Genomic DNA, 15,085 nt, shown 5'->3' with positions numbered 1-15,085 from the left:
CACCCGGTGCGGCCGAGCCGGGGTGGATCCCGCCCGCGCCGGCGGCAATGTCGCCGGTGGGCCAGCCGATGATGCCTTCGTCGCCGGCGCATCCTGTTCCCGGATCCGTTGCCGGGCCCGCGTCGCCGGCACCGGCTGCCGCCGATGGCGGGGCACAGGGCCCGGTGTTGAGGGCCGCGGCGGCCCGGTCCGCGCCAGGTGCCGGCGGGCGTGGCAACCCGATGGCGCCGGCACCGTCGCAGCCTTCGGGGCCCCTGCGTGAGCAGGACAAGGCCACCGAGCACGCTTCGGCGGGGCCGGCCGGTGCCGCCGCGGGTCCGCGAGCCGGAGCGGCCGCACCCGTGGGGCAGAAGCCTTCGAGTGCGCCCATCAGACCGGCGGCGGCGACCACCCGGGCCGCCGCAAAGACCGGTCCGACCATCGGCCTGGATGCCACCGAACGCGCCGCCGCGGTCAATGCCGGGGCGGTGATGGAGCCGCTCATCCCGGTGTCGGCGGCGCGTGCCGAACGCGACGCCATCGCCGAGGCGTCCACCGCTGACGCGGCCCGTCGCAATGGGGCCGATCCGCTGCAACTGGCGCGCCGCATTGCCGCGGCGTTGAATGCACCGGGCGGTGGCGGGCAGGGCGATCTCGGATTTTTCTGGGTGACCGCGGTGACCACCGACACCACGATCGTGGTGGCCAACAGCTACGGGCTGGCCTACATTCCCGATGGGGTGCAGTTGCCCGAGCCGGTGCAGATGGCCAGTGCGGATGAGGCCATTCCCGCCACCGAGCGGGCCTGCTGGGCCACTCGACCAGTGCGGGCCGTGCAGCGCTGGGCGGCATGTCAGGGCAAGACACTGCGAGCGGTAATCGCCACCGAGCAACAGTTCGCCGATTCCGACCCGGGCGTGGCCAGAATTGTCCTGGACCCAGAAGACATCCCGGCCAGCGGAAAGATGACCGGCCGGTTCCGGCTGCAGGTGGTCAATCCCGAAGCCGCGCAATGGCTGGCGGACATCAGCGATGCCGGTTTGACCGATCTGCTGCCGCCGGCGTCGGCGGCTGACCCCGCGCACGCGGATGGACGCGCTACTCGCGCCACCTCGGAGACAATGAATTCCGAGGCGGTGGCCGCTACGGCGGAAAGACTGGCGGCCACCTTCAACCTGCGGTTGTCCGACCTGGGGTCCTCAGTTCAGCTAGCTGCCGCACCGCCGGGTGATCGCCGCCCGATGCTGTGGCTTGAAGTGATGAAGCCGATGGCCAGCAACGCCGTCGACCGCGAGGCGGCGCATCTGCGGGCGTTTCTGACCTTTGCCGAACACGCGCAACGGTTCGCCCTCGACCAGGCGCATTCCCTCGCCGAACCGGCCGATTCGCGGGCCGCCATCGCCGACTGGCTGTACTGGAAACACCTCAGCGGGCTGCTGCACGCCGCCCTGAACCCGAAGCTCGCGGCCTGCGGATGACGGACGGCATCGCGCGGTTCCTGCGCTAGGCCCGGATGTCGGCGGTGAGCGCGTCGGTCAATCTGACCAGATCCGCCGGAGGGACCGCGACGTCCCAATGCCGCTTCCCGGCGCTGCACAGCACCCGGTCCCACGTGAGGGCCGAGCTGTCTACCACCGTGCGAAGTTTCTTACGTTGACCAAACGGCGAGATGCCGCCGACCACGTATCCGGTTGTCCGTTCGGCGTCGGCGGGCTCGGCCATGCTGGCCTTGGCCGCCCCCAACGCCGAGGCAGCGGCCTTCAACGACAAGCGCGACGGCACCGGCACGACCGCGACCGCCAACTCGCCGGGTAGCGCGATGATCAGAGTCTTGAACACCTGCTCGGGCGCGATATCTGCGCGGTCCGAGAGGTCCGTGACAGCTTCGAAGTGCAAGAGTTCGTGTGTCACACCGGCTTTGATTAGCGCGGCGACCCCCGGTGTTGCGCCCATGGCCACGCTGGTGCGCCTCAGGGCTGCGTGTACCCCGGCGGGTTGACCTCTTCCACCCACAGGTCCACGCCCAGCTTGGCCCCGGGCACGCAGTTGTAGATCGAAAGGTCGCTCACTCCCGACTCGAGCAGCACGTCCTCGCACAGCGCCGAGTTGCCAGTGTACTCGCGGGAGTTCTTGTTGAGGATGACGTAGGCCGCATCGGCATAGACATCGGGTTTGCGGGCTCGTCCCATCGCCTCGTCGCCGCCGAGCAGGTTCTGCACCGCGGCGGTTGCCACCAGGGTGCGGGGCCACAGCGTGTTCGAGGCGATGCCCTCGTCGCGCATCTCCTCGGCGATTCCCAACGCGCACAGCGTCATACCGAACTTGGCCATCATGTATGCGGTCGGCTTCAGCCACTTCTTGTCCAGCTGCACCGGCGGAGAAAGCGTCAAGATGTGCGGGTTTTCCCGGCCCTTCATGTGCGGGATGCACGCCTGCGACACCGCATAGGTGCCGCGCACCTGGATGCCGTTCATCAGGTCGAACCGCTTCATCGGCACTTCGGTGATGGACCCGAGGTTGATGGCGGAGGCATTGTTGACGCAGATGTCGATGCCGCCGAACTGTTCCACCGTCTTGGCGACGGCGGCGCTGACGGAGTCCGGGTCGCGGACGTCCCCGACGATCGGCAGTGCCTGACCGCCGGCTTCCTCGAGCTCTTTGGCTGCCGTGTATACGGTGCCCGGAAGCTTCGGGTGGGGTTCGGCGGTCTTGGCGATCAGTGCGATGTTCGCACCGTCTTGTGCGGCCCGCTTGGCGATCGCCAGGCCGATACCGCGGCTGGCGCCGGAGATGAACATGGTCTTGCCGTTAAGGGACATGGCGTCACACTAATGCCCCCTGGATCAGTGAGGATTGCGGGATCGCGGATCGGTCGGGAAATAGCGGGCGAGAAAATGCCGTTGATTGATTGCGGTCTCATCAACCGTGGGCGTTGGTGGGATGAGGGAGCCGAAGGAAAGGGCGGACTGACGCGGACATTGTCAGTCGTGGCCTTTAGATTGGGAGGAGGGAGCTTGGTGTCGACCTCGACGAGCCTGCTGGGCGAGGAGCGGTTGGGGCGCTTCCTTGCGAGTCCGGCGTCGGTAGCGACGCTGTCCGGTGGCACCTCGACCGAAGGGACCGTGTTTATCAAGATGGCCGACATCGATGGTGTGACCCCGGCTGAGGCGCCCGACCCGGAGCCGCCTGAGGAGACTGACGAGCAGCTGACTGCGCGCTTCGAGCGCGACGCGATTCCCCTGTTGGACCAGCTGTACGGCGGCGCGCTGCGGATGACGCGCAATCCGGCCGATGCCGAGGATCTGCTGCAGGAGACCATGGTCAAGGCCTACGCGGGTTTTCGTTCTTTCCGGGAGGGCACCAATCTCAAGGCGTGGCAGTACCGGATTCTGACCAATACCTACATCAACAGCTATCGCAAGAAGCAGCGACAGCCCGCGGAATATCCCACCGACGAGATCACCGATTGGCAGCTGGCATCCAACGCCGAGCATTCCTCGACCGGGCTGCGTTCGGCCGAGGTCGAGGCCCTCGAGGCGTTGCCGGACACTGAGATAAAAGAGGCGCTGCAGGCATTGCCGGAAGAATTCCGGATGGCGGTCTACTACGCCGACGTGGAGGGTTTTCCCTACAAGGAGATCGCCGAGATCATGGACACGCCGATCGGGACTGTGATGTCGCGGCTACACCGGGGCAGACGGCAGCTGCGCACCCTGTTGGCGGATGTGGCCAAGGAACGTGGCTTCGTCCGCGGTGAGCAGGCCCACCAGGAGGTGTCTTCATGAGCGATGTTCCCGGCTCACCCGACTCGTTGCCGGACAATGAGGATTCGCACGGCTACTTTGGCTGTGCGGAGGTGATCGCCGAGGTGTGGACCTTGCTTGATGGCGAGTGCACCCCGGAAACGCGCCAGAAGCTGCGGGAGCACCTCGAGGCATGCCCCGGATGCCTGAAGCATTACGGGCTCGAGGAGCGGATCAAGCTACTGATTGCCATCAAGTGTCAGGGCGAGAAGGCCCCGGAGGGGCTGCGGGAGCGGGTACGCCTACAGATCAGCCGCACGACCATCATCCGGGGCGGCGAGTAACGAGCTATCGACAAAACCGCCCGCTCAGCGGGCTGGCCGCGGGGCGGGTAGCCTTCGGCTTGCTTGGCTGGGCGGGCGGGCGGTTATGCCGCTGAGCTAGGCGTTTGGCCGCTTGCCGTGGTTGGCCTTGCTGTGCTTGCGGTCGCGCTTCTTACGGCCACGCTTGGCCATGATGAACCTCCGTAGTTGATCGATGCAGAGCGGCCAGGTTCCGCCCGGGTTGTCGCAAGTGTCTCACGCGGGAGTCAGTGCCACCGCACTAGCCCGCGCGCCGCGACCCCGGGTGGCCTTATGGTTCGATATACATGAGCCGATAGACCAGCAGCCGGCATGTGCAATGGCCGAACCGAGTGGGGTGAAGATGTCCGAGGATGTTCGCGCCGAGATCGTGGCCAGCGTGCTCGAAGTCGTTGTCAGTGAAGGTGACCAGATCGGCAAAGGCGACATAGTGGTGCTGCTGGAGTCGATGAAGATGGAGATCCCGGTCCTGGCTGAAATCGGCGGCACCGTGAGCAAAGTGAGTGTGGCCGTGGGTGACGTTATCCAGGCCGGCGACCTCATCGCGGTGATCAGTTAGCCCTTGAACCCAAAAACCCCGCGTCCGGGAGCGACTCTGGAGCCTGTTGATGTCCACTCTCGGTAATTTGCTGGCCGAAAACACGATGCTGCCCGGCAACGCGGTGGACCACCTCCATGCGGTGGTGGGGGAGTGGCAACTGCTCGCCGACTTGTCCTTTGCCGACTACCTGATGTGGGTTGCCCGAGACGATGGCGCCCTGGTCTGTGTGGCGCAATGCCGGCCCAACACCGCGCCGACGGTTCTGCAGACCGACGCGGTGGGCAGCGTTGTCGAAGCCGATCGGCTGCCGCTGGTCGCCGAAACGTTCGCCTCCGGTAGCGCCCGGCGTGACAGCGATGCCGACCAACAACACTTGGGTCAGCTGCCTGGGCCGAGCATCGAGGCCTCCCCGGTGCGCTACGGCGATCATGTGGTCGCGGTGTTGACGCAGCATCAAACCGCGGTCGCCGCCGAACGCGCGTCCGGACACTTGGAGAGCGCCTACCGCGACTGCGCCACCGACCTGCTGCAGATGTTGGCCGAGGGCACCTTCCCCGATGTCGGTGACGTCGCCATGTCGCGTTCGACGCCGCGGGCCGGTGACGGCTTCATCCGCCTCGATGTCGACGGTGTCGCCATCTACGCCAGCCCCAACGCGTTGTCGGCCTACCACCGGATGGGTTTGACCACCGAGTTGGAGGGCCACGAGCTGATCGAAGTGACCCGGCCGCTGATTTCGGATCCGTTTGAGGCCGAAGAAGTGGCTGAACATGTCCGAGATCTGCTGGTCGGTGGCAGAAGTATGCGGATGGAGGTCGACGCCGGAGGCGCGACGGTACTGCTGCGTACTTTGCCCTTGGTGGTGGGCGGTGTCAGCGCCGGAGCCGCCATTCTCATTCGTGACGTCACCGAGGTGAAGCGCCGGGACCGGGCCCTGATCTCCAAGGACGCGACAATCCGCGAAATTCACCACAGGGTGAAAAACAACCTGCAGACCGTTGCTGCGTTACTGCGGTTGCAGGCCCGACGCACCACCAATGCCGAGGGGCGAGAGGCGCTGATCGAGTCGGTGCGCCGGGTTTCGTCGATCGCGTTGGTGCACGACGCGCTGTCGATGTCCGTCGATGAGCAGGTCAACCTCGATGAGGTCATCGACCGGATCTTGCCGATCATGAACGATGTGGCGTCAGTGGATAGGCCGATCCGGATCAACCGCGTCGGTGACCTCGGCGTGCTGGACTCCGATCGCGCGACCGCCCTGATCATGGTGATCACCGAGTTGGTTCAGAACGCGATCGAGCATGCATTTGATCCCGCGGCTCAGGGGGCGGTGACCATTCGGGCCGAGCGCTCGGCGCGCTGGCTCGATGTTGTGGTGCACGACGATGGACGTGGCCTTCCCTCCGGTTTCAGCTTGGAGAAGTCCGACAGCCTGGGCCTGCAGATTGTGCGCACCCTGGTGTCAGCGGAGCTGGATGGCTCGCTGGGGATGCGAGAAGCGCCCGGGCGAGGTACCGACGTGGTGCTTCGAGTGCCAATCGGTCGCCGGGGCCGGCTGCTGGCCTAATGCAGCGCGCAACAATACGGCCCCGACGCGTTGTCGGGGCCGTACAGCTGCGTACCGAGTTGTCAGACTCCGCTGCGGGCCTTGGTCCGTGCGTTGCGGCGCTTTAGGGCGCGTCGCTCGTCTTCGCTCATACCGCCCCAGACGCCCGAGTCCTGGCCCGTGTTCAGGGCCCAGCTGAGGCAATCGGTGGTCACAGGGCACCGATTACAGACCAGTTTCGCGTCAGCGATCTGCGCGATTGCCGGACCGCTGTTCCCAACCGGGAAGAACAGCTCCGGATCTTCGTCACGGCAGACCGCCTTGTGGCGCCAATCCATTAGTCACTACTCCTCACTAAGTGCGCAGCAATGCGCACAGCCGATTTTTCCTTTGCGGTTAACGATGTGCACAAGGAAAAGGTTTCTGTAGCCCTACATGTCTTCGCATGCAACCTTTTGATCGTTTCACAGGCTTCGCAGATGTCAATAGTGTTACGTGAGCGCGTGGGCTATCTCACTTTGGTGATCTCTTACCAAAGCCCTTATACAGTTGTACTACACTGCCTCGTCGGTTGAGGGCAGATTGGCTGTCGCGACCTTGTCACGACTTGGTTTTTCCCAGCTCAGCAGGGATTTTTGGGGGGAGGGGCGACCACCGCCACCGCTTCCGGAACGGCCCTGAACGTCATGGTTTGGCGCACCCCAAGGTAGTCCCCGTCGAACTGACAGGCCACCGGCGCGGCTGTGCTGGTAACACGCAGGCTTGGGACGTCGTCGTCGTGGACGAGGCGTTTGCTGTCGAACTTCGGTCGTTTGGCCAACATCTGCCGCAGCAGCCGCAGCGTCGGGATCGTCTTCATGTTCCTCATGGCAAATACTCCGAGGCCCGTTTCGAAGGTGCAGCCCGGATTTGTCCACACCGGCCGGTTGCCCACGAAGGTCCATGGACTGGCGTTGGACACGAAGACAAAGCTCACCTCCGTGACCGGTTCACGGCCCGGAATCTCCAGCTTGAGTGCGGGTTCGCGGCCGGCGTTGGACAGCATGGCGGGCACCGTCGCGCGGACATAGCGCCAGGGGGTGACTTTCCTGCCGCCGTCGCGCTCGGCTTCTACCGCGGCGACCACCTCGGCGTCCACGCCCATGCCGGTGTTGAAGGCGGCCCAGCGCTCGCCGCAGTCGATCAGTCCGATTCGACGCCACTGCGGGCGGCGGCGGTAGTCATCGAGCAGCTGAAGCAGCTGGTTGGTGGCGGCAACGGGGCCGTGCGAGATCCCGAGCGACCTGGCCAGGACGTTTGCCGAGCCGCCGGGAATGACCGCGATGGCCGGCAGCGGGCCGGTCGGGGTTGAGCCGGGGCGGCCCAGGACTCCGTTGATCACTCCGCTTACCGTGCCGTCGCCGCCGTGCACAACCACCAGGTCCACTCCGGCGGCGGCGGCCGCTTCGCCCAGCTCGGTGGCGTGGCCACGATGTTTGGTGTGTTCGATGTCGAGATCCAGGCGGCCCTTGAGCGCGTTGACCACCAGTTCGCGATCCGCCGGTGTGATGGAGGTGGCGGTTGGGTTGACGATCAACACGGCGCGCATGAGGCATGAGCCTAGGCCGTGTAAACCTGCTGCGTCGGTGTCGTCTGTTTCGGGTTAGCCGCGCCATCGGGCGCCCCGGCGCCGTGAGTGCGCCTCGGCGTGGCCCCACGATTACGCTGAGGCTGTGACTGTGCCAGCCCCGACCCCCATCCGCGGCGCTGGAGTGGTCGTGGCGGTGCAGGGGGCCGCAGGGCTGATCGTGGCGGCGGTGTTGGCAGTGCGCGGGCTCGCAGGGGCCGATCAGGGCCTGGTCAACGGCCTGGGCACCGCGGTGTGGTTTGTCCTCATCGGTGCCGTGGTGCTGGCCGCTGGATGTGCTCTGGTGGCCGGTAGGCGCTGGGGTCGGGGGCTGGCCGTGGTCACCCAGCTACTGCTGCTGCCGGTTGCCTGGTATCTGACCGCTGATTCGCACCAGCCGGTGTTCGGCATTCCGCTGGGGGCCGTGGCACTGACCGTGTTGCTGCTGCTGTTCAGCCCCCCATCGCTGCGCTGGGCCGGCGCCGGGGATCAGCGGGGTCCGGCCAGTGCCACCAAATCCGGGCCAGACAGCCGGTAGGTGGTCCATTCGTTCTGCGGCTGCCCGCCGACGGCGTCGTAGACCGCAATGGCATTGGAGTTCCAGTTCAGCACCGCCCAGGACAGCCGCGTGTAAGCGTTGTCCAGGCATTCGGCGGCCAGCGTCGCCAGCAGCCTTCGGGCCAGCCCACGCCGGCGGAATTGCGGCCGCACGTAAAGGTCTTCCAAGTAGATCCCGGCGGCGCCGTCCCAGGTGGAGAAGTTCAGAAACCACAGCGCCATCGCCGCGATCTGACCGTCGATCTCGACGATGTGTCCCCGCACCGTCGGCAGAGCTCCGAAAAGTGCTGTGGATATCTGCTTTTCGCTGACCGTGCATTGGTCGGCGGCGCGCTCGAACTCGGCGAGCTCGCGGATCATGGCGGTAATTTCAGCGGTGTCTTCCGGCTTGGCCCGGCGGATGTTCTCGGTCATTGTTTGACTCCTAGAGCGGTCAATATTGTGGCGAATTTCGTTGTGGTCTCGTCGACTTCGTCATCGGGATTGGATTCTGCGACAATGCCGCCGCCGGCGTGCGCCAGCGCGGTGCGCCGGTCGGCTGACAGCTGTGCGCAGCGAATGGACACCACCCAGTAGCCGTCACCGCCCGCGTCGCACCAGCCGACTGTTCCCGCGTAGAAACCGCGGTCGCCCTCCAGTGCGGCAATGAGCTCGCTGGCGGCGTTCGTCGGCACACCGCCCACCGCGGGGGTGGGGTGCAGTGCCAATGCCAGATCGATTGCCGTAGTTGCGGTATCGCGCAGTTTACCAATGACTGGAGTGCACAGATGCCAGACCGCGGCGGTACCGGTCAGTTCGGGCTCCGGTGCGATTTTCAGCTCGTCGCAGAGCGGCTCCAGCGCCTCGCGCATGGTGTCGATCACCAGTTGATGCTCGTGCCGGTTCTTGGCCGAACCGGCCAGCGCCGTCGCGTTGGCGGCGTCGATCTCCGGATCCGCGGAGCGTGGAGCGGAGCCGGCGAAGGGTTGGCAGGTGACCTGATCGCCGAATCGGGCGACCAGCAGCTCGGGGCTGGCGCCCACCAGGGCCGCTCCGGTGTAGCAATCTCCAGCCGCGGTCAGGTCGACCAGATAGCTGTAGGACGTGGGGTCGGCCGCCATCAGCCTGCGCAGGACGACTCGAGCGTCCAGAGCGGTCTCCGCGGTCAACTGCAGGGCCCGCGCCAGCACCACCTTGTGCAGCAAGCCCTGCGGTGCGGCCAGCTGATCTCGCGCGCGGGTGATCCGAGCGCGGTGTTCGGCAAGTGGCGGCACCGCGGCGCTGATGCGCACCCTGGGCGGCGCTTCGGTGGGCCAGTCGGGCAGCCCCGTCTCGCGTCGCGCCGACGTCGGCACCATCAGCGCCGCGGGTCGGCTTACGTCGAAAGGAAACGCGCCCAACAACATTGGCGCTGATCCGGAGCGCAGTGCGGCCTGGGCCGCCGCAATTTCGGAGTAACTGGTACGCACCCCTTCGGCAATCAGATTTCCCCGGGGCCCGCACAGTGCGAATGGCGGTTCGCTGGCTATCAACTGTCCGAAAACCCTTTCAATCCGAGCGCGCTCAGCTGACGCACCCCGTGCTCGAATCCGCAAATGGCGATGGAAGCGGTGGGCATGTAGAACCGGCTGCCTTCGACCAGTGCCAATTCGACCCAACGCGTTATCACTGACCGGGAGAAGTGGCTGTGGCTGGCGAACACCACATCACGTGAAGTCATGTGTTCTAGCGCAACTGCGATGGCCCGGTCGGCGCGCTCAGTGACCTGCTGCACGGATTCCCCGCCGGGGCATCCGTGCGTCCAGACCAGCCAATTCGGCTCGAATTCGCCGATCTGCGGCGTGGTCAGGCCTTCGTAGGAACCGTAATCCCACTCGGCGACCAGTTCGGAGACCGTATCGACGGTCAGCCCGGCCAACTCGGCGGTGGCCAGGGTTCGCTTGCGGGGACTGCTGATCACCAGCGGATTGTCGAGTTCGAGCTCGTTGAGCGCCCGCCCAGCCAGCTCCGCTTGCGCGCGGCCGGTTTCGGTCAGCTCGATGTCGGTTCGACCCGTGTGCTTGCCCGATTTCGACCATTCGGTGTCGCCGTGGCGGAGCAGCAGGAGTCGGTGGTTGTGCACGCCCATGCCGAACGATTGTGCCGGACGACATGCCGGACCCGTCGCCCCAGCCAGACTGCCGAGCGCATGCCAGGATGACACTGTGACAGAGATCCGGGTACTGGCGGTGGCCAACCAGAAGGGCGGGGTGGCCAAGACGACGACGGTGGCCTCGCTCGGTGCGGCAATGGTGGATAAGGGGCAGCGGGTGCTGCTGGTCGATTTGGATCCGCAGGGGTGCCTGACCTTCTCGCTGGGCCACGACCCCGACAAACTGACGGTGTCGGTGCATGAGGTGTTGCTCGGGGAAGTCGAGCCGAGCGCCGCATTGGTGACGACGATGGAGAGAATGACGCTGCTGCCGGCCAACATCGACTTGGCCGGTGCCGAGGCGATGTTGTTGATGCGGGCCGGTCGTGAGTATGCGCTCAAACGGGCGCTGGCCAAATTGTCGGACGAGTTCGACGTCGTCATCATCGACTGCCCGCCGTCGCTGGGTGTGCTCACGCTCAACGGGTTGACGGCCGCCGTCGAGGTCATCGTCCCGCTGCAATGCGAGACGCTGGCGCACCGCGGCGTGGGGCAGTTCCTGCGCACGGTCGCCGACGTGCAGCAGATCACCAATCCAGACCTACGGTTGCTGGGCGCCTTGCCGACGCTGTACGACCCGCGTACCACCCACACCCGCGACGTGCTGCTTGACGTCGCCGATCGGTACAGCCTGGCGGTGCTGGCGCCACCGATCCCACGCACCGTGCGATTCGCCGAAGCCACCGCGTCGGGTTCGTCGGTGCTGGCCGGACGCAAGAACAAGGGCGCGCTGGCCTATCGCGAGCTGGCGCAGGCACTGCTCAAACATTGGAAGACCGGCAAGCCCCTGCCCACCTTCTCGGTCGAGCCCTAGCCGCGCCCGGGCACACCGGCGGTCAGCCAAGTGCCACCACGGCGTCGCCGCGCTGCTCGATCACCGTGGAACCCACCACGACCGGGACCACCGCCGAGGTGTTCGGCTGCCGGTCCACCGGGATGTAGCGGACGCTGGCGCCGCTGACCGGGTTGTAGACCCCCACGGCGCCGGTGACCGGTACCAGCAGCTGGCCCGCCATCATCACGCCCGGGCCCAGGGGCGCGGCTGTGTCACCGGCGGCGATGGTGTAGCGCTGGGTCAATTTTCCGGTGTCGAAGACCAGCAACGCATCGCCGGTCCACCAGGTCACCAGGTTACCGGTCTGGGACACCACGGCCGCCGGTGACGGCGCACCGGGCAGCAAGGTGCTTGCCGTGGTAGTGCCGGTTTCATCGATCACCTCGACGTGGGGTTGAGGCGACGGGAGGTACACCGCGGTGTTGTTCTGCGAGACGATCAGCACCCGTGCGCCCGACCCGGCGCGAATCCCGGGTTCGGGCACAATCCGTTGCTCGGGTTCGTCTTCTTCCTTGCCCGGGCGCAGCAGCACCAGCCGCAGGTCCGCCTGGTCCTGGCAGGCTTCGAGCACGGAGACCGCCGAAGAGCTCGCCGCGGCGGACTCCAGCGTGCATCCGGAGTGCAGGCCCCGGTTCGCCGGTTTCACCCGGGCGTCGGTCTCGCCGTAGGACAGCATCCGAACCATGTCGGACCGCCACAGTTCCAGGCGGGTGCTGCCGGCCGATAGCACCGTGGTGCCATCGGAGGACAGGCGCACCTGTGGGTCCGCGTAGCTGCTGCGGGCGGGTCCGCGACGACCGGTCGATCCGTCGATGGTGCTCACCTGGCCGCAACCACGATCATCGCGGTACACCGCGACGGCATAGCGATACACCCAGCTCACGCCGCACAGGTCGGTGTCGCGCGAGTAGCTCCACAGCGTCTCACCGGTGGTCGGGTTCCGCCCTTCCACCAGGCGTCCCGCGCCGGTGGCCACCGTCCGGCCCGCCACCACCGGGACGCGGGTGGCCGGGCTGTCCGCCGTCCAGAGCTGCTTGAGCGTGCCCGGCACCTCCCGGGCGGGGCTGGGGTTGGGCGCCGGAGCGGCGGCCGGCCGGCTTACGGTCGCCCGCGCATCACTGGTCCACCAGATCAGCAACGTGACGAGTGCGATGACCACCACGATCGCTGCGGCGGCCAGGATGTCACCCCTGGTGCGCCGTTCCGGCTTCACCATGCGTGGGTGCAGGCTCAGTTAGCCGATGCGGCGGCGTTGTCATGGACGCCGGCAGGCTTGCGACGGCGGCGACAGCGCCGGGTGGCCCCGGCGTTGCCTGATGGAGAGGTCGCACGGGAACCCGACCCCGTCTCGGTGGCCGTCTCGCCACTGGCCACCGGCGTGGTGGCGGGGTGTCCGGTGACCGGCTTGCCGCCGCGGGTGCGCCGCCGGCGCGCAGAGTCCGAGCGCGTGCGCCCCGACTTCTCGCTCTGCTGGCCGTCTTGTTTGTCCGCGGCGCGGGGCTTGGACCCGGACTTGCTCGGCGGGCCCACGGTGCTAGCGACGTCGGTCGGGATCGACAGCTCGGTGTAGAGATGTGGCGAGCTGGAGTACGTCTCGGCCGGGTCCGGTGAGCCCAGGCCCAATGCCTTGTCGATCATCGTCCAGCGGGGCAGTTCGTCCCAATCCACCAGCGTGACGGCGACGCCGGTGCGGCCGGCCCGGCCCGTGCGCCCGATGCGGTGGACGTACATCTTCTCGTCCTCGGGGCACTGGTAGTTGATGACGTGGGTGACGTCGTCGATATCGATACCGCGCGCCGCGACATCGGTGGCCACCAGCACGTTGACGGTGCCGCTGCGGAAGGACTTGAGGGCCTTCTCGCGGGCCACCTGTCCGAGGTCACCGTGGACGGCGCCGACCGCAAAACCTCGCTCGTTCAGCTCGTCGGCAACCTTCTGCGCGGTGCGCTTGGTACGGGTGAAGATCATTGTCGCGCCCCGCTCCCGGGCCTGCAGTATCCGGGTGACCAGCTCGATCTTGTCCAGGGCGTGGGCGCGGTAGACGAACTGCTCGGTGGTGTCGTGCACGGCCAGGGAGTGTGGCGCCTCGGCCCGGATGTGGGTGGGCTGGATCATGAAGGTCCGCGCCAGCGTGATGATCGGGTCTGGCATGGTCGCCGAGAACAGCATCGACTGCCGGTCCCCGGGAATCTGGCGCAGGATGCGCTCGATATCGGGTAGGAAGCCCAAGTCGAGCATCTCGTCCGCTTCGTCGAGGACCAGCACGGACAATCCGCCCAGCTGTAGATGGCCCTGCTGGCTCAGGTCGAGCAGCCGGCCGGGGGTGCCGACCACGACGTCAGCGCCGGCCCGTAGGGCCTCGATCTGCGGCTCGTAGGCGCGTCCGCCATAGATCGAGACCACCGACAGCGGGCGCTGGTCGCCGGTCTCGGTGGTGGCGGTGAGGTACTTGGCGGCCACCGCCAGGTCCTCGGTGACCTGCAAGCACAGCTCGCGAGTGGGGACCACGACCAAGGCGCGGGGGGCGCCGGTCAGCGGTCGCACGCCGGTTCCGGAGCTGACCCGCTGCAGCAGCGGCACGCCGAACGCGAAGGTCTTGCCCATGCCCGTACGGGCCTGGCCAATCAGATCGTCTCCGGCCAGTGCCAGCGGCAGGGTGAGTTCTTGGATAGCGAAAGGACACTCGATGTCCCGTTCGCCCAGTGCGCGTACTATTTCGTCGCGAACTCCAAGTTCAGCAAATGTTTTTGGGGTTGTTTCGGTTGTGCTTTTCAGCGCAGTCATACGGGAGTAAAGAGCCTTTCGGTGACAGTATCGGTATTTATTGGTCGGTCATCTCAATCGCGGTTCATCGCGCGCACGAGTTTCCGACTCCGATACGTCGCCGAGTCGCCGGCCCACTGCTCGTCTGGGCGGGGCCAGCTACGTGCACGCACATTGCACTGGTAGCGGCAGCACAAACATACGGCCGCTACCTAACCTTCATCATAGCTGGTCGGCTCACGGCCACCGGCTTTCCGTCGTTCTCGCCGACTAGAGTGTTGCCATGACTTCGCCCTCATCCGCCGATCAGGTGGCCGATTCGACCGGGCCACAGCTATCGGCGGATCACCCCGGCGTCAACGAGTTGTTCGCATTGCTGGCCTATGGCGAGGTTGCCGCCTTCTACCGGCTGACCGACGAGGCGCGGATGGCCCCGGACCTGCGGGGACGTATTTCGATGGCGAGCATTGCGTCGGCTGAGATGGGGCATTACGAGCTGTTGCGGGACGCGCTGGAACGGCGCGGTGCCGATGTGGTGCCGGCCATGTCCAAGTACGTCTCGCCGCTGGAGAATTACCACCGGCTGACCACGCCGAGTACGTGGCTGGAAGCCTTGGTGAAGACCTATGTGGGTGACGCACTGGCCGCCGATCTCTACCTGCAGATCGCGGGCGGGCTGCCCGATGAAGTTGCGGACGTGGTCCGGGCGGCTTTGGCCGAGACCGGCCACTCTCAGTTCGTTGTCGCCGAGGTGCGTGCCGCGGTGACAACCAGCGGGAAACAGTGCAGTCGGCTGGCGCTGTGGTCGCGTCGTCTGTTGGGAGAGGCCATCACGCAGGCCCAGTTCCTGCTGGCCGACCACGACGAGCTGGTCGACCTGGTGGTCGCCGGCACCGGTGGTCTCAGCCAGCTCGGCACGTTCTTCGAACGTCTGCAGCAGACGCACGACAAGCGGATGAGTGAGCTCGGCCTCGGCTGACTG

17 protein-coding genes and 1 pseudogene are annotated in these 15,085 nt (G+C 66.4%); 8 read left to right on the top strand and 10 right to left on the bottom strand.

Annotated features, from left to right (window positions below):
- Positions 1-398 precede the first annotated feature (398 nt).
- Positions 399-1,457: pseudogene (locus G6N41_RS30230) on the top strand (hypothetical protein); the annotation flags it as partial.
- A 25-nt stretch (positions 1,458-1,482) separates the two neighbouring features.
- Here G6N41_RS30230 and G6N41_RS26730 read toward each other — a convergent pair.
- Together G6N41_RS26730 and G6N41_RS26725 are read right to left on the bottom strand one after the other, a co-directional pair.
- On the bottom strand, positions 1,483-1,938 hold the full coding sequence (locus tag G6N41_RS26730; RefSeq protein ID WP_407663706.1) for a YbaK/EbsC family protein: 456 nt from the start codon (positions 1,936-1,938) through the stop codon (positions 1,483-1,485).
- An 11-nt stretch (positions 1,939-1,949) separates the two neighbouring features.
- Complete coding sequence (locus G6N41_RS26725) at positions 1,950-2,798, bottom strand: SDR family oxidoreductase (RefSeq protein ID WP_020732169.1); 849 nt, start codon at positions 2,796-2,798, stop codon at positions 1,950-1,952.
- A 315-nt stretch (positions 2,799-3,113) separates the two neighbouring features.
- Between G6N41_RS26725 and G6N41_RS26720 the strand changes: the two genes are divergently transcribed.
- A complete protein-coding gene (locus G6N41_RS26720; RefSeq protein WP_198968037.1) occupies positions 3,114-3,764 on the top strand; it encodes a sigma-70 family RNA polymerase sigma factor in 651 nt (216 codons plus the stop codon).
- Positions 3,761-4,066: a mycothiol system anti-sigma-R factor gene (rsrA, locus tag G6N41_RS26715; protein WP_198966152.1), complete on the top strand. Its 306-nt coding sequence runs from the start codon at positions 3,761-3,763 to the stop codon at positions 4,064-4,066. The genes G6N41_RS26720 and rsrA overlap by 4 nt, the downstream gene beginning before the upstream one ends.
- Positions 4,067-4,162: 96 nt before the next feature.
- Here rsrA and G6N41_RS30225 read toward each other — a convergent pair whose 3' ends face one another.
- Positions 4,163-4,237 (bottom strand): 50S ribosomal protein bL37, encoded by a 75-nt coding sequence (locus tag G6N41_RS30225; RefSeq protein ID WP_011728008.1) that lies wholly within the window; start codon positions 4,235-4,237, stop codon positions 4,163-4,165.
- A gap of 190 nt (positions 4,238-4,427) precedes the next feature.
- Between G6N41_RS30225 and G6N41_RS26710 the strand changes: the two genes are divergently transcribed.
- Positions 4,428-4,643 carry a biotin/lipoyl-binding carrier protein gene (locus G6N41_RS26710; RefSeq protein ID WP_012393203.1) on the top strand — a complete coding sequence of 72 codons (216 nt, stop codon included), beginning with the start codon at positions 4,428-4,430 and terminating at the stop codon, positions 4,641-4,643.
- A gap of 49 nt (positions 4,644-4,692) precedes the next feature.
- A complete protein-coding gene (locus G6N41_RS26705) occupies positions 4,693-6,192 on the top strand; it encodes a sensor histidine kinase (RefSeq protein ID WP_020732172.1) in 1,500 nt (499 codons plus the stop codon).
- Between the two features lie 62 nt (positions 6,193-6,254).
- On the opposite strand, the gene whiB1 is transcribed toward G6N41_RS26705, so the two are convergent.
- Together whiB1 and G6N41_RS26695 are read right to left on the bottom strand one after the other, a co-directional pair.
- The gene (gene whiB1 / locus G6N41_RS26700) at positions 6,255-6,509 is read right to left on the bottom strand and encodes a transcriptional regulator WhiB1 (RefSeq protein WP_012393205.1); all 255 of its coding nucleotides are present in this window, start codon (positions 6,507-6,509) and stop codon (positions 6,255-6,257) included.
- A 284-nt stretch (positions 6,510-6,793) separates the two neighbouring features.
- Positions 6,794-7,759 (bottom strand): diacylglycerol/lipid kinase family protein, encoded by a 966-nt coding sequence (locus G6N41_RS26695; protein WP_198966151.1) that lies wholly within the window; start codon positions 7,757-7,759, stop codon positions 6,794-6,796.
- 124 nt (positions 7,760-7,883) lie between these two features.
- Here G6N41_RS26695 and G6N41_RS26690 point away from each other — a divergent pair, with 124 nt between their 5' ends.
- Positions 7,884-8,315: a hypothetical protein gene (locus tag G6N41_RS26690; RefSeq protein ID WP_198966150.1), complete on the top strand. Its 432-nt coding sequence runs from the start codon at positions 7,884-7,886 to the stop codon at positions 8,313-8,315.
- Here G6N41_RS26690 and G6N41_RS26685 read toward each other — a convergent pair.
- From G6N41_RS26685 to G6N41_RS26675, 3 genes are read right to left on the bottom strand one after another with little or no spacing between them, the layout of a single operon-like run.
- A complete protein-coding gene (locus tag G6N41_RS26685; protein ID WP_198966149.1) occupies positions 8,267-8,749 on the bottom strand; it encodes a GNAT family N-acetyltransferase in 483 nt (160 codons plus the stop codon). The genes G6N41_RS26690 and G6N41_RS26685 overlap by 49 nt on opposite strands.
- Complete coding sequence (locus G6N41_RS26680) at positions 8,746-9,846, bottom strand: isochorismate synthase (RefSeq protein WP_198966148.1); 1,101 nt, start codon at positions 9,844-9,846, stop codon at positions 8,746-8,748. The genes G6N41_RS26685 and G6N41_RS26680 overlap by 4 nt, the downstream gene beginning before the upstream one ends.
- Positions 9,843-10,442 (bottom strand): acid phosphatase, encoded by a 600-nt coding sequence (locus G6N41_RS26675; RefSeq protein WP_198966147.1) that lies wholly within the window; start codon positions 10,440-10,442, stop codon positions 9,843-9,845. The genes G6N41_RS26680 and G6N41_RS26675 overlap by 4 nt, the downstream gene beginning before the upstream one ends.
- 76 nt (positions 10,443-10,518) lie before the next feature.
- Between G6N41_RS26675 and G6N41_RS26670 the strand changes: the two genes are divergently transcribed.
- Positions 10,519-11,319 (top strand): ParA family protein, encoded by an 801-nt coding sequence (locus tag G6N41_RS26670; protein ID WP_198966146.1) that lies wholly within the window; start codon positions 10,519-10,521, stop codon positions 11,317-11,319.
- Between the two features lie 22 nt (positions 11,320-11,341).
- Here the strand turns inward: G6N41_RS26670 and G6N41_RS26665 are convergent, their stop codons facing one another.
- The gene (locus G6N41_RS26665; RefSeq protein ID WP_198966145.1) at positions 11,342-12,556 is read right to left on the bottom strand and encodes an Rv3212 family protein; all 1,215 of its coding nucleotides are present in this window, start codon (positions 12,554-12,556) and stop codon (positions 11,342-11,344) included.
- 14 nt (positions 12,557-12,570) lie between these two features.
- Positions 12,571-14,124: a DEAD/DEAH box helicase gene (locus tag G6N41_RS26660; RefSeq protein ID WP_198966144.1), complete on the bottom strand. Its 1,554-nt coding sequence runs from the start codon at positions 14,122-14,124 to the stop codon at positions 12,571-12,573.
- Positions 14,125-14,386: 262 nt separating this feature from the next.
- Between G6N41_RS26660 and G6N41_RS26655 the strand changes: the two genes are divergently transcribed.
- On the top strand, positions 14,387-15,082 hold the full coding sequence (locus G6N41_RS26655; RefSeq protein WP_198966143.1) for a ferritin-like fold-containing protein: 696 nt from the start codon (positions 14,387-14,389) through the stop codon (positions 15,080-15,082).
- Positions 15,083-15,085: the final 3 nt, after the last annotated feature.

It is taken from the genome of Mycobacterium shottsii, from assembly GCF_010728525.1.
Taxonomy (GTDB): domain Bacteria; phylum Actinomycetota; class Actinomycetes; order Mycobacteriales; family Mycobacteriaceae; genus Mycobacterium; species Mycobacterium marinum.
This window is presented reverse-complemented; position numbering and strand designations above follow the sequence as displayed.

Excerpts from the sequence above, each read along its gene's own strand:
- G6N41_RS26725 (WP_020732169.1), bottom strand. The coding sequence starts at position 2,798 with ATGTCCCTTAACGGCAAGACCATGTTCATCTCCGGCGCCAGCCGCGGT.
- G6N41_RS26720 (WP_198968037.1), top strand. The coding sequence starts at position 3,114 with ATGGCCGACATCGATGGTGTGACCCCGGCTGAGGCGCCCGACCCGGAG.
- rsrA (WP_198966152.1), top strand. The coding sequence starts at position 3,761 with ATGAGCGATGTTCCCGGCTCACCCGACTCGTTGCCGGACAATGAGGAT.
- G6N41_RS26710 (WP_012393203.1), top strand. The coding sequence starts at position 4,428 with ATGTCCGAGGATGTTCGCGCCGAGATCGTGGCCAGCGTGCTCGAAGTC.
- G6N41_RS26705 (WP_020732172.1), top strand. The coding sequence starts at position 4,693 with ATGTCCACTCTCGGTAATTTGCTGGCCGAAAACACGATGCTGCCCGGC.
- whiB1 (WP_012393205.1), bottom strand. The coding sequence starts at position 6,509 with ATGGATTGGCGCCACAAGGCGGTCTGCCGTGACGAAGATCCGGAGCTG.
- G6N41_RS26695 (WP_198966151.1), bottom strand. The coding sequence starts at position 7,759 with ATGCGCGCCGTGTTGATCGTCAACCCAACCGCCACCTCCATCACACCG.
- G6N41_RS26685 (WP_198966149.1), bottom strand. The coding sequence starts at position 8,749 with ATGACCGAGAACATCCGCCGGGCCAAGCCGGAAGACACCGCTGAAATT.
- G6N41_RS26675 (WP_198966147.1), bottom strand. The coding sequence starts at position 10,442 with ATGGGCGTGCACAACCACCGACTCCTGCTGCTCCGCCACGGCGACACC.
- G6N41_RS26665 (WP_198966145.1), bottom strand. The coding sequence starts at position 12,556 with ATGGTGAAGCCGGAACGGCGCACCAGGGGTGACATCCTGGCCGCCGCA.
- G6N41_RS26660 (WP_198966144.1), bottom strand. The coding sequence starts at position 14,124 with ATGACTGCGCTGAAAAGCACAACCGAAACAACCCCAAAAACATTTGCT.
- G6N41_RS26655 (WP_198966143.1), top strand. The coding sequence starts at position 14,387 with ATGACTTCGCCCTCATCCGCCGATCAGGTGGCCGATTCGACCGGGCCA.